The organism is Shewanella polaris, assembly GCF_006385555.1.
Taxonomy (GTDB): Bacteria; Pseudomonadota; Gammaproteobacteria; order Enterobacterales; family Shewanellaceae; genus Shewanella; species Shewanella polaris.
This window is the reverse complement of sequence record NZ_CP041036.1, coordinates 2631057-2644184: the sequence shown is the minus strand read 5'-3', so window position 1 is coordinate 2644184 and position 13128 is coordinate 2631057. Positions and strand designations below refer to the sequence as shown.

At 40.5% G+C, this 13128-nt stretch carries 11 protein-coding genes; 3 read left to right on the top strand and 8 right to left on the bottom strand.

The features are described from left to right. Positions 1–143: 143 nt before the first annotated feature. The 6 genes from FH971_RS11530 to FH971_RS11505 form a co-directional block, all read right to left on the bottom strand. A complete protein-coding gene (locus FH971_RS11530; protein WP_140234397.1) occupies positions 144–752 on the bottom strand; it encodes a DUF938 domain-containing protein in 609 nt (202 codons plus the stop codon). After that, on the bottom strand, positions 752–1414 hold the full coding sequence (locus FH971_RS11525; RefSeq protein WP_137226877.1) for a response regulator transcription factor: 663 nt from the start codon (positions 1412–1414) through the stop codon (positions 752–754). The genes FH971_RS11530 and FH971_RS11525 overlap by 1 nt, the downstream gene beginning before the upstream one ends. Before the next feature lie 182 nt (positions 1415–1596). Further along, positions 1597–2034 carry an acyl-CoA thioesterase gene (locus FH971_RS11520; protein ID WP_140234396.1) on the bottom strand — a complete coding sequence of 146 codons (438 nt, stop codon included), beginning with the start codon at positions 2032–2034 and terminating at the stop codon, positions 1597–1599. Positions 2035–2168: 134 nt separating this feature from the next. Next, the gene (locus tag FH971_RS11515) at positions 2169–2432 is read right to left on the bottom strand and encodes a Rho-binding antiterminator (protein ID WP_140234395.1); all 264 of its coding nucleotides are present in this window, start codon (positions 2430–2432) and stop codon (positions 2169–2171) included. 18 nt (positions 2433–2450) lie between these two features. Next, complete coding sequence (locus FH971_RS11510) at positions 2451–2981, bottom strand: SixA phosphatase family protein (RefSeq protein ID WP_137226880.1); 531 nt, start codon at positions 2979–2981, stop codon at positions 2451–2453. Between the two features lie 5 nt (positions 2982–2986). Next, positions 2987–3727 (bottom strand): SIMPL domain-containing protein, encoded by a 741-nt coding sequence (locus FH971_RS11505; RefSeq protein ID WP_140234394.1) that lies wholly within the window; start codon positions 3725–3727, stop codon positions 2987–2989. 294 nt (positions 3728–4021) lie between these two features. Here FH971_RS11505 and FH971_RS11500 point away from each other — a divergent pair, with 294 nt between their 5' ends. Then, a complete protein-coding gene (locus FH971_RS11500) occupies positions 4022–5251 on the top strand; it encodes an HD-GYP domain-containing protein (RefSeq protein ID WP_137226882.1) in 1230 nt (409 codons plus the stop codon). Between the two features lie 126 nt (positions 5252–5377). On the opposite strand, the gene FH971_RS11495 is transcribed toward FH971_RS11500, so the two are convergent. Together FH971_RS11495 and ppsR are read right to left on the bottom strand one after the other, a co-directional pair. Then, positions 5378–6445, bottom strand: a complete 1068-nt coding sequence (locus FH971_RS11495; protein ID WP_140234393.1) for a 3-deoxy-7-phosphoheptulonate synthase — start codon at positions 6443–6445, stop codon at positions 5378–5380. Between the two features lie 194 nt (positions 6446–6639). Further along, positions 6640–7452, bottom strand: coding sequence for a posphoenolpyruvate synthetase regulatory kinase/phosphorylase PpsR (ppsR, locus tag FH971_RS11490; protein WP_137226884.1), 813 nt, complete (start codon positions 7450–7452; stop codon positions 6640–6642). A 126-nt stretch (positions 7453–7578) separates the two neighbouring features. On the opposite strand from ppsR, the gene ppsA reads away from it, so the two are divergent. Together ppsA and ydiJ are read left to right on the top strand one after the other, a co-directional pair. Then, on the top strand, positions 7579–9948 hold the full coding sequence (gene ppsA, locus FH971_RS11485; protein ID WP_137227472.1) for a phosphoenolpyruvate synthase: 2370 nt from the start codon (positions 7579–7581) through the stop codon (positions 9946–9948). A gap of 129 nt (positions 9949–10077) precedes the next feature. After that, complete coding sequence (gene ydiJ, locus FH971_RS11480; protein WP_140234392.1) at positions 10078–13125, top strand: D-2-hydroxyglutarate dehydrogenase YdiJ; 3048 nt, start codon at positions 10078–10080, stop codon at positions 13123–13125. The last annotated feature ends 3 nt before the right edge of the window (positions 13126–13128 follow it).

The window sequence follows — 13128 nt, the reverse complement described above, 5'->3', positions numbered from 1 at the left end:
AATAAAATTATTGTTAAATGGTTTGAGTGAGGCCGTACTAGCCGTACTAACTGTATTGCATCACTGGTAATCAATAAACTGTTAGTGTGACATTATCTTGTTAGCAATATAAATTGCAGTTTGAACAATATTTAGATTTGAGATCACTTAATAAAATGCAACATACGATTATTGGCGGGCATAGCAATATCTTCTTGGAGTGTTAATCCTTGCTGCTGTGCTAAGTGACAAATCCATTCAATATCACGGATGCTACTTTGTGGATTATTTTGTTGCAGCCATAAATTGAATTGTCGATTGCTGTCACTGGTAAATTGACCTTGGTAATTAAATGGGCCATAAATCACTAACGAGCCTGAATTAACCAACACACTCCCGACACCAGTAAAAAAGGCTTCCACCATTGCTTGACTCATAATATGCAGAGTATTAGCACTGAATATAGCATCAACGTTCGATGTTAGTAGTGGCCACTGCTGGGTCACATCAAGAGAGATTGCTTGTTGTAGATTGGGTGAGGCTTGCAAATTGAGCCGAGTTTGCAATGTATCTAAATAATGTAGTTGATCGCTTGGTTGCCAACGCACATGAGGAAGGTTTTTTGCGAAATAGACACTGTGCTGCCCTGTGCCACTGCCTATTTCAAGAATATGTTGCCTATTGTTCAGCCACTGTATCAACAGGGTTAAAATAGGCTGTTTATTATTTTCACATGCTTGTGAAAAAGGCAGTTGTTCTAGTGTTTGAGGCATTAAGATATATCGATTCTATCCATTTCGAGTTGTTGTAATGCTATCACCGCTTGAGTACGATTGCGAACACCAAGCTTACGAAATATTGCAGTTGCATGCGCTTTGATGGTGGCTTCAGAAACACCAAAGTCATACGCAATTTGCTTGTTGAGTAACCCTTCTGCGAACATTTGTAATACTCGATATTGTTGCGGCGTTAAATCGGTCAGTCGACTGGCCATTTGGTCCGATGGATCATCTGGGATAGGAACGACTTGAGTCCCTTTTGGTAACCAAATATCACCATATAACACGGCATTTAATGCTTCTCCCAATACTTCCATGGAGGCAGATTTAGGAATAAATCCACTGCTACCGTAATGTACCGCACGGCTTATTGTATTAATGTCCTCATGGGCTGAGATCACCACTACTGGGATGTCAGGGTAATGTGTACGAAGGTGGATAAGGGTAGAGTAACCGTGAGACCCCGGCATTTGTAGATCAAGCAGAATTAAATCAAAAACTATCTCTTTTTGATCAATAACACGTTGCAGCGCTTCTGCACTATCAGCCTCAAACCATTGAGTTTTTTCAAAGGTATTACTCAATGCCAATCTTAAAGCATTACGGAATAATGGGTGATCGTCGGCAATGATGATATTTAAATTTTCAAGCTTCATGGCATTTTTTATTCTATGTTGCACGCGAAGATAAATTTAATGTAACAGAAAAGTAATCGAGTGTTCTATGGCTTTATGTCATATTATTAATGATATTGAACAAAAACAGCAAAACTATAGACTTTAGTCGAATAAATAACAAAACAATGCAGCCTAATGACTGCATTTATATGGGATTAGTTCTAGCCGTGTGGCCATACCTGAACGGGATTTCTCTCTTCGTCTACAGCAACAAAAGTAAATACCCCACGAATTGCATGTTCGCGATGATCTTTATACATGTCTTCGACATATATATTAACTTCAACTTTTAATGAGGTATTTCCCACATGGATAACATTAGCGATAAGCTCTGCTAAGCTGCCAGCGGGTATCGCTTTTTTAAAATCAATGCGATCAGAACTGACCGTGACTAAGGCCTTACGACAAAAACGAGTGGCGGCGATAAAAGCGGTTTCGTCCATCCACGCTAACGCATCACCACCAAACAAGGTGTTATGGTGATTAGTGTTAGAGGGGAAAATAGCTTTGATAACTCGCGCTTCTGATTGAGCAATGCGTGCTGCTATATCATCAGGGAAATCAGTTTGGGTTTGTGCTGGATTTAGAGCAAGGGACATACAACTACCTAGTGTTATGCAAATTAACAAGGAATAAAGCGAAAAATGCTGCGCATTGTAATGTATTGGACTAAGGGGTGTCGAATATTAGTGCGCCAAAGTGGATATTTTTATTTTGTTTGATCCAATAAGGACTAAGTGAGTATTAAATGGTCAAATTTGGCTTTGTCACTCAGTACATCTATGCGGGTTATGTCAGGTAGAATAACAATGAGTGGTTGTTGGATGTCACTTACTCCAACGATGGCTTCGTATCTTTGATTGTTGTTATTCACTAAGGTTGTAGCACTAAATTTGCCAATAAATACATCACCAGAGTGTAATGTCAGTTTTACCCGATATTGATACAGGCACAGTAATTCAATGTAGTCATAGTGCGTGCATTTTATCGGGTTCATCAGTTTGCCTCGGTATCATTAATAACGCAGTAATACTGTTGATACCATACGGTTATTACCATCAACCGTGACAATATAGAGACGATCGAATTCGTTGTTATCATCAATCGGAGGTTGTTTATCTCCACCAAGCATTTCAACCAATTCGGTGGTGGTATTACTATGGCCGACGACTAAAATGTGTCCTTGTTCGTTAAGTAATGTCGTTGCTACCGCTTTTAAATCTCGTGGGTCATATATGTTTGGTTCTGCATGTTGAGCTTGAGCAACCGCAAGTGCAGTTTCGCGTGTGCGTTTATAATCGGTGGTATAAACCTTGGATAAAAGTGTGCTTGATAATACTTTTGCTAATCTAACGGCTCTAAGTTGACCTTGAGCGGTTAAACCTGGGTTGTCACCCTCAAGTTTTTCAGTGTGTCGAACTAGATAAAACACTTTGTCAGCACCTACTTTCTTAATAGATTCAGGGCTGATGTCATTCGGTTGTGCCATCAGCATAGCGCTGAATAGTGCCAATATGGGTAACAAGACTTTGGTTATGGTTTTCATTAATGTTAATCCGCTAAATAATATTCAATGGTAGATACGACACGTACACGCTTAATATAAGGTGTATTTTTATCACGATTATTAATACTAAATTGGCCTTGAGTGGCTTTCTTTATTTTACCCAGTCGACTTTGTGAATCCTTGGCAAATTTGTTTGCGACAAGGCGTGCATTAGTGGTGGATTCTTCAATCATGTCAGGTTTAACATCATTTAATCGACTGAAAATATACTCAACTTGAGTATCATAGTTACTTTGAGTGAAGACAATCCCCATTTTACCGAGTTCAGTTAACAGGGGCATCGCATTGCGTACCTTGTCAATGTCATTAGAATACACTGTGATGGTTTGTGATCCTGTGTAGCGTAATGTGACCGGTTGGTTGCCACCATATTGTTGGGCCAATTTATCTGTAATTGTTGGTGCGGTAAGAGTGATTTCTTTTGGGTTGATATGCTGTTTGGTTAAAAAATTCACTACTTGGGTGTTTTGTGCATCCAGCTGTTTATAGAGTTCATCAAGATTATTATTCGCCGCAGTAAATTGAATCGGCCAGATAACAACATCGGCAGGATATTCGTTTTCTGCTAAACCTTTTACCGTGACACTACGGTCGAGTAATTTGTATTCAATGATGGCTTGTTTCAGCAATAAGCCTAATGCACCTAACCCTATCGCTAACAGTAAACCTGCGATGATCGTGCTTTTATTTAAACCAGATGAGGCAGGGGGTAAAGACGCTTGCATTTAATATCCTTATTTTAATAAGTCATTGATTAAATTAAAACAAGATTAAACCTATTTTGATACTGTGACAGTATTAATTTTATATAATACTAATCTCTGATAATCATACTCAATCACTCCATATATATTAAGTGACTATCATAATTTAACAATGGGCCTATGTTGAATTTATGGATTATTTTTAATTCTTATTTTGCTAGTTCACCGTTATACAACAATACTTAACATACGCTTATTATTTTACTGCTCTATATACCAATATTGCAATTAAGGATGATTAACTAAGGAAAGGTTATGTCAGCTTCGTTAGCGGCTCAAATTATTCAACACGATCTAGATGATAGCTTACCTTTGTGGCGAAAAGTCATCTTCCAACGCTTGTTTGGTGTATTAGCGCTGTTATGCATACCTGTTTATATCACCAGTGTGTATCTGTGCATTACAGAAGGTATTTGGTATATGGCAGTGTTTGACACTGCCGCATACGGTGTCTTGCTGATTATTTTGTTGTTCCCCAAAATGACAGATAAAAGCCGGTATGTCATTGGTTGTTACTTAACTTTTTTTATTGGCGCCGCATTCTTAGTGGCTATTGGCCCGTCTGGAGCTGGTTTTTTTTGGTTGTTTGTTTTTCCTCCATTAGCCAGTATTTTACTCGGAGAAAGGTGGGCTTTGTTTGCACAGTTTGTTAATGCATTATTGCTTATAGGTATGGGGATAGCGTTCCACTTTAGGTTGCTTAATTGGCCTGAAATTCATAGTTTTTCGACATTAATTTGGTATGTGGTGGTGATTAACTTTGTGGTGACTAATGCCATCGTCACTCAATCGACTTCGTATTTACTCGGTAAGTTAAGTCATTCGTTGCAGTCGACATTAGCGTCTAGGCAGGCGACAGTGATTGGCTTAGCAAAGCTGGCAGAGTATCGAGATAACGATACTGGGGCTCATCTAATTAGAATGCAACAATATGCCAATATGCTAGCAAGGCAAAGATTAGATGAACAACAAGTGCCAAGTGAATTAACTGAAGCTTTTATTCATGAAATTAGTCTGTCATCTATTTTGCATGATATTGGTAAAGTGGGGATCGCGGATCATATTTTATTAAAACCTGGTCGATTAACCCCTGAAGAGTTTGATCAAATAAAAGCACATCCGGTAATTGGTGCAAAAGTGATAGACAGTTTGCTGGCCTTTGCACCGCAATGCGAATTTTTGTTGATGGGACGAGATATTGCTGGAGGTCATCATGAAAAATGGGATGGCAGTGGCTACCCGAAAGGGTTGAAAGGCGAGTCTATCCCTTTGTCTGCCAGAATTGTGGCACTGGTGGATGTATACGATGCGCTAACATCACCACGTTGTTACAAAAGACCCTTTTCCCACGACGAAGCCATCAAGATTATTATTGATGGACGGGGCTGTCATTTTGATCCGGCTTTAGTCGACAGCTTTATGGTAATTGAGCAACAATTTGCAGAACTGGCACAATTATCACTTTTAGCCCATGAGCAAAAGTAGCATGTTAAATGAGTGAATGTGTCAGAATGAGGTGATGTGAGTATGTAACAAGTATTATCTTGATATACACAATAATGCCAGCCTATTTTTAGGCTGGCATTATTGTGTAACCGTTTTATATATTAATTACGATTTAGCAAGCAATGTTTGGCGTTCTTTAGATGCTTGAGCCAAATCACGTAGCAGTTTTTCTGAGTCAGCCCAATGTAAACACGCATCAGTAATGCTTTGGCCATAAATTAATGGTTCGTCTTTAATTACTTTTTGATTGCCTTCAATCATAAAGCTTTCGGCCATAATACCTGCTATTGCAGTACTACCATTACGAAGTTGTGCCATGATGCTGTCGGCAACATTCAATTGGTTTTTATGTTTTTTCTGGCTATTACCATGGCTAAAATCGACGACCATACGTTGAGTTACACCCACATCTTCAAGTTGGGCTCGAGCCACTTCAATATCTTCGGCTGAGTAATTAGGGGTTTTACCACCACGTAAAATGATATGCCCATATGGGTTACCGTGAGTGCGGTAAACAGCCATCGCACCATCTTTATCCGGAGAATAAAAAATATGAGAAGCTTGAGCCGCTCGTACCGCATCAACTGCAATATTGATATTACCGTCAGTACCATTTTTAAACCCAACAGGGCAAGATAGAGCGGAAGCCATTTCGCGATGAATTTGGCTTTCAGTGGTTCGCGCGCCAATAGCGCCCCAAGTAATTAAATCGGCAATGTATTGACCGTTAACCATATCTAAAAATTCAGTCGCGATAGGTAACTTAAGCTCAGTGATTTGTTGTAATAATTGACGCGCCATGCGTAAGCCTTTGTTAGGGCTAAAGCTGCCATCTAAATCAGGATCTGAAATTAAGCCTTTCCAACCGACAATGGTACGCGGCTTTTCAAAATACACCCGCATCAAAATACATAAGTCATCTTTTAACTCATGGTGCAAAGCAGATAAACGCTCTGCGTATTCTAATGCTGCTGTAGTGTCATGAATCGAGCAAGGGCCGACAATAACTAATAAGCGTTGGTCTTCACCGGCAATAATAGCTTCAACTTCATGACGTTGAGCGACAAGGTAATCGGCGGCATCTTGGGTTAAAGGAAATTCTGAAGCCAACTGAGCAGGAGAAATAACTTTGCTTAATAAGGTTGTTCTGAGTTCATCTGTTTTAATTGTCATGCATATTACCGAAAAATCGTGAGATGCATTTGCATCATATTGCTCGGGATTATATACCCAAAGAAGTTCAAGATGCGAGGCTTAGCCACGTAATCTGGCTGCAAAAAACAGATTGCTGTAAAAGACTGGGCCGAATTAAATGAATAAAAACGACTTTTATAGCCTTTATACAGCGCTTTTTGATTGTTTATTAATTAGAACATATGGCGTTTTAAACCGGTGATATGGAGAATTTTTGTAGCAATTTCTTCAACCGAAAGATTGGTTGTATTAACGAATGGAATGCGCTCTTTTTTATACATCATCTCGACTTCTTTTACTTCGAGGCGACATTGTCTTAATGAGGAGTACCGGCTGTTTTCCATACGGCTTTGGCGAATTTCGTGTAAACGATTAGGGTCAATGGTCAAGCCAAATAATTTGGGTTTATTGCGCTTTAACGCCTCAGGCAACTTAAGATTATCCATGTCATCTTCAGTAAAAGGGTAGTTTGCAGCTCTAATAGCAAATTGCATTGACAGATATAAGCTTGACGGCGTTTTACCACAACGAGAGACACCTAATAAAATAATATCGGCTTCATCCATGTGTTTCATGGTTTGGCCGTCATCATTATCCATAGTGAAGTTAATCGCATCAATGCGGGTTTCGTAACCTTGGTTACTTTTACCATGTGTTCGGTGTAATAAAGGTTTCGCTTTCACACCTAAGTGTTGTTCGAGTGGCGCAACAAAGGTGTTCAAGAAATCGTAATCGACACATTCACTCGAAAAAATCACATTACGAATTTCAGGATTAATGATTGAGTGGAACACTAGTGGTCTTACACCTGTTGTAATAAAACAATCATTTATTTTTTGCTTAACTTTCTCTGCTAGAGGGATCGTTTCGACAAATGGAATTGTAAGTGATTCAAATTCTATAGGAAATTGTGAAAGTACCGCATGACCAAAAACCTCTGCCGTGATCGCGGTTCCATCTGAAATGTAGAATACTTTTGGTGTCATTATGACCTCTTGTAGTAATAAAATTACAAATAAAATTATAGATTTACGCGTCTTGTATGGGAGTGTAAGATGCTATTGCCCTTATGTGAAGTGGCCATTGAAATAAAAACTTGCGGAGATAAAACTGTGCAGCAATACGTACTCTGGTATCAAGATTTAGGCATGGGTGATGTAAACAAGGTCGGCGGAAAAAATGCATCCCTTGGTGAAATGATCAGCAATTTGGCTAATGCTGGGGTTCAAGTTCCTGGCGGTTTTGCGACGACGTCTCATGCGTTCAATGAGTTCCTTGAACAAAGCGGAGTTAACCAGAAAATTAATGATATTCTGGATACATTGGATGTTGATGATGTTAATGAACTGGCCAAAGTAGGTGCACAGATCAGACAATGGGTTATCGATACCCCATTTCAGCCTGCATTAGAAGTCGCCATTCGTGAAGCATATGAAAAATTGTCGAGCGAAACTAAAGACGCATCATTTGCAGTGCGTTCATCAGCGACCGCTGAAGATATGCCTGACGCATCTTTTGCCGGCCAACAAGAAACATTCTTAAACGTTAAAGGCTATGACGCCGTCATGTTAGCGATTAAGCATGTTTACGCATCATTATTTAATGATCGTGCAATTTCTTATCGTGTCCATCAAGGTTACGAACATCAAGGTGTTGCTTTATCTGCTGGCATACAACGTATGGTACGTTCAGACAAAGCGGCTTCTGGTGTTATGTTCACCATGGACACAGAATCTGGTAACAACGACGTTGTCTTTATCACTTCATCTTTTGGTTTAGGTGAAATGGTTGTACAAGGTGCGGTTAACCCTGATGAATTCTATGTCCACAAACCGATTTTAGCGCAAGGCCATCAAGCTGTTGTGCGTCGTAATATTGGCAGTAAGTTGATTCAAATGGTTTACTCTGATGATAAGGCTCATGGTAAACAAGTTAAAATCGAAGACGTTTCTGCAGAACAACGTCGTATATTCTCTCTTAATGATGCAGAAGTCATGGAACTTGCTAAGCAAGCTGTGATTATTGAAAAGCATTATGGCCGTGCGATGGATATCGAATGGGCTAAAGATGGAAACGATGGCAAACTTTATATTGTTCAAGCTCGTCCTGAAACCGTTCGCAGTCGTGAAGATGTGCAGTTAATTGAACGTTACCATTTAAAAACTAAAGGTGACGTTGTCTGTGAAGGCCGCGCTATTGGTCATAAGATTGGTGCTGGTGTTGCGAAGGTATTAACTTCGATTGACCAGATGGATCAAATTGAGCCTGGTGACGTGTTAGTTACCGACATGACAGACCCAGATTGGGAACCTATCATGAAACGCGCGAGTGCGATTGTGACTAACCGTGGCGGACGTACTTGTCATGCAGCAATTATTGCACGTGAATTAGGCGTACCTGCAGTTGTAGGTTGTGGTGATGTTACTGACCGTATTAAAACGGGCGATATTGTCACAGTATCTTGTGCTGAAGGTGATACTGGTTTGATTTATGCGGGTAAACAAGAGTTCGACGTTGTCACAAACCGCGTAGATACATTACCTCCTTTGCCAATGAAGATTATGATGAACGTCGGTAATCCTGATCGTGCATTCGACTTTGCCCGTTTACCTAACGAAGGTGTCGGTTTAGCGCGTTTAGAGTTCATCATTAACCGTATGATTGGTATTCACCCTAAAGCCTTGCTTGATTTCGACGGTCAAACTGCCGAGTTACAAGCTGAAATCAACGAAATGATATCTGGTTATGATTCTCCTGTTGAGTTTTATATAGCACGTCTAGTTGAAGGTATTGCGACTATTGCTTCAGCGTTTTATCCGAAAAAAGTTATCGTACGTATGTCTGACTTTAAGTCTAACGAATACGCAAACTTAGTCGGTGGTGATCGTTACGAGCCAGATGAAGAAAACCCAATGTTGGGCTTCCGTGGTGCCAGCCGTTATATTTCTGAATCATTCCGCGATTGTTTCGCGCTTGAATGTGAAGCGATTAAACGTGTTCGTAGCCAAATGGGCTTAACCAACGTTGAAGTTATGATCCCATTTGTACGTACGGTAAGCGAAGCATCTAAAGTAATCGAATTACTGAAAGAGCAAGGCTTAGAGCGCGGTAAAGATGGCTTGCGTGTGATTATGATGTGCGAAGTCCCATCGAATGCCTTGCTAGCAGATCAGTTCCTTGAGTATTTTGATGGTTTCTCTATCGGCTCAAATGACTTAACTCAGCTAACGTTAGGGCTTGATCGTGACTCTGGAGTTATCAGCCATTTATTTGATGAGCGTGATGATGCGGTTAAAATATTATTAGCCATGGCCATTAAAGCAGCTAAAGCCAAAGGTGCCTATGTGGGTATTTGTGGTCAAGGTCCATCAGACCATTCTGACTTTGCTGCATGGTTAGTTGAGCAAGGTATTGATTCTGTTTCACTTAACCCTGATACAGTCATCGACACTTGGTTATATTTAGCTGAACAGAATGCATAATCAAGCATAATAATTGCAATTTAATGTAATTTTTAAGTTGAATTTTATCAAAATGTTAGAAAAGCCGCTTTTTAGCGGCTTTTTTTTGTTTATAATGATCTTAATATACCAATAATTAATAAGTCCTCTATGTTACCTTTGCTATCACATAAACAAACATTAGAACCTATCTATCTAGAGTATCTTGACGCGCTAGAACAAAGCGAATTTGAAGGTGAAATAGACAAGCGTTACAGTGCGCGGCTTATTCAGGCAACCGATAATTCGGTATATCAATTCCTACCGCAAGCGGTTATTTATCCACGACATCAACAAGATGTTGAGTTGGTGTTATCACTAGCGGCGCAGCCCAAATACAAACAAGTCACCTTTAGTGCTCGCGGCGGCGGAACAGGCACTAATGGCCAGTCATTGACTCATGGACTGATCCTCGATGTGTCGCGGCACATGAACCAAGTACTTGAGATCAACGCCAAAGAGGGCTGGGCAAGGGTACAGGCTGGGGTGATTAAAGATGCATTAAATGATGCATTGCGTCCTCATGGTTTTTTCTTTAGTCCTGATTTATCTACTTCAAACCGCGCGACCATTGGCGGTATGGTTAATACCGATGCATCTGGTGCTGGTTCATTAGTTTACGGCAAAACGTCTGATCACGTGTTAGGGATCACCAGTGTACTCATTGACGGTAGTGTACTGACCACAACACCAATAGCTCATGACAACGTTGACCAACAACCTTTCGGTGATAATCAGCTTGGTAATACCATTGCTAGCAAGGTGGCAGCAGTATGTTTGCAAAAACGCGACACTATTATTGAGCGTTTTCCAAAGTTGAATCGTTTTCTAACTGGCTATGATTTAAAGCATGTGTGGAATGATGATTTAAGCCAGTTTGATTTATCGCGTATTTTAACGGGCTCAGAAGGTACGCTTGCGGTCATTACCGAAACTAAGCTAAATCTTACTCCGTTACCAAAAACTCGCATGATGGTGAATATTAAGTACGACTCGTTTGAATCAGCATTACGTCATGCACCCTCATTAGTACAAGCCAATGCTACCGTAGTTGAAACCGTTGACTCTAAAGTGCTTAACCTTGCCCGCGAAGACATTATTTGGCACTCAGTTGCCGATCAAATTAAAGCCGTGCCCAATAAGATCATCGAAGGTCTTAATATGGTTGAGTTTGCCGGTGAAGACGATGTCGTAAAACAGAAACTCGCACTGTTAGAAGAGATGCTGACAGGACAACTGAACCAACAGCAGTTCGGTTTAGTTGGTTTTCAAATTATTAGTGAAAGAAGTGATATCGACAGTATTTATGCGATGCGTAAAAAAGCGGTGGGCTTATTAGGTGCCACCAAAGGTAATCGTAAACCGCTAGCATTTGCCGAAGATACCGCCGTGCCACCAGAAAACTTAGCCGACTATATTATGGAGTTTCGTGCGTTACTCGATAGCCATAATTTACAATACGGTATGTTTGGTCATGTTGATGCTGGTGTATTACATGTTCGCCCAGCATTAGATATGTGTGATGTCGCCGATGAGCAATTACTTAAAGTGATATCTGACCAAGTGGCAGCATTAACACTTAAGTATGGCGGTTTAATGTGGGGCGAGCATGGTAAAGGTGTGCGTGGTGAATATGGTCCAGCGGTATTTGGTGACGAACTTTATGGTGTGCTTGAACAGATTAAAGGCTTGTTTGACCCTGATAATCGTTTAAATCCAGGTAAATTAGTCGCTCCGCCTCAATCTGGTCCATTGATGTTTAATGTCGACAGTGCAAAACGTGGCAGTTTTGACAGACAAATTCCGGTGCAAACCCGTGAAGCTTTTCCTGATGTGATGAACTGTAACGGTAATGGGCTGTGTTTTAATTACAGCAGTTATTCTCCTATGTGTCCGTCGTTTAAAGTCACAGGAGATAGAGTTCAGTCACCCAAAGGCCGTGCTGGATTAATGCGTGAATGGTTGCGTTTACTTGAAGCAGAAGGCGTTGATCTTGATGCACTAGCGAAGTCTAAATCATTGGGCTTGATGCAACGAATTCAAAATACCATCAACAACCAACGGGACTATGACTACTCCCATGAAGTCATGGAGTCGCTTAAAGGCTGTTTAGCCTGTAAAGCCTGTTCGGGGCAATGTCCGGTTAAAGTTGATGTGCCAAAGTTTAGAGCACAGTTCTTTAATATTTATTACAAACGCTACTTACGCCCAGCCAAAGATTATTTAGTTGCTGGTATTGAAGACACATTACCGCTGATGGCAGCTATGCCAAAATTAACTAATATAGCTTCGCAAAATCCGCTGAGTAAATGGGTGATTAAAAAAGCCATTGGTTATGTCGATGCGCCGAAGTTATCCGTGCCTACGCTAAAACAGCGTTTAGACGGTCATTCGAGTCGAGGCTATGATTTGGATTGTTTGTCTGCCATCCCAAAAGCGCAGCGCAGTCAATATGTGTTGGTAGTACAAGATCCGTTTAACAGTTTTTATGATGCCGATTTGGTTTATCGGTTTATTCAATTAATCGAAAAGCTTGGCCTTAAGCCGGTATTATTGCCATTTAAACCCAATGGTAAACCGACTCACATTAAAGGCTTCTTAGACAAATTTGCTAAAACTGCGCAAAACAGTGCTGACTTCTTAAACCGAGTGCATGCCCTTGGTATGCCAATGGTGGGAATCGATCCTGCTTTAGTATTATGTTATCGCGATGAGTATAAAGAAGCCCTAGGCCAACGCCGTGGTCCATTTGAGGTGCTGTTGGCCAATGAATGGCTAACTGATGTTGTCGCGAGTCGAAATGAAGCCTCTGCATTATCAGATGATGCGCCGCAATACACTTGGTTTAGTCACTGCACAGAATCAACAGCAAAACCAAATACTGCAAATGAGTGGAAAGCGATTTTTAGTCATTTTGGGGCTAAGTTAAACAGTGTCAATTTAGGCTGTTGCGGCATGGCGGGCACTTATGGCCATGAACTAGAAAACCTTGAACGTTCAAAGCAATTATTTGAAATGTCTTGGCAGTCAAGTATTGAAAAAATGACTGAACAGAGTCAAATATTGGTTTCGGGCTATTCATGTCGAAGCCAGGTGAAACGTTTTTCCGGCTTTAAACCCCAACATCCGATAGAGGCGTTGCTTAAGTTACTGGCATAAGGA

Coding starts and splice junctions, on each gene's coding strand:
- FH971_RS11530 (WP_140234397.1), bottom strand. CDS start 752: ATGCCTCAAACACTAGAACAACTGCCTTTTTCACAAGCATGTGAAAAT.
- FH971_RS11525 (WP_137226877.1), bottom strand. CDS start 1,414: ATGAAGCTTGAAAATTTAAATATCATCATTGCCGACGATCACCCATTA.
- FH971_RS11520 (WP_140234396.1), bottom strand. CDS start 2,034: ATGTCCCTTGCTCTAAATCCAGCACAAACCCAAACTGATTTCCCTGAT.
- FH971_RS11515 (WP_140234395.1), bottom strand. CDS start 2,432: ATGAACCCGATAAAATGCACGCACTATGACTACATTGAATTACTGTGC.
- FH971_RS11510 (WP_137226880.1), bottom strand. CDS start 2,981: ATGAAAACCATAACCAAAGTCTTGTTACCCATATTGGCACTATTCAGC.
- FH971_RS11505 (WP_140234394.1), bottom strand. CDS start 3,727: ATGCAAGCGTCTTTACCCCCTGCCTCATCTGGTTTAAATAAAAGCACG.
- FH971_RS11500 (WP_137226882.1), top strand. CDS start 4,022: ATGTCAGCTTCGTTAGCGGCTCAAATTATTCAACACGATCTAGATGAT.
- FH971_RS11495 (WP_140234393.1), bottom strand. CDS start 6,445: ATGACAATTAAAACAGATGAACTCAGAACAACCTTATTAAGCAAAGTT.
- ppsR (WP_137226884.1), bottom strand. CDS start 7,452: ATGACACCAAAAGTATTCTACATTTCAGATGGAACCGCGATCACGGCA.
- ydiJ (WP_140234392.1), top strand. CDS start 10,078: ATGTTACCTTTGCTATCACATAAACAAACATTAGAACCTATCTATCTA.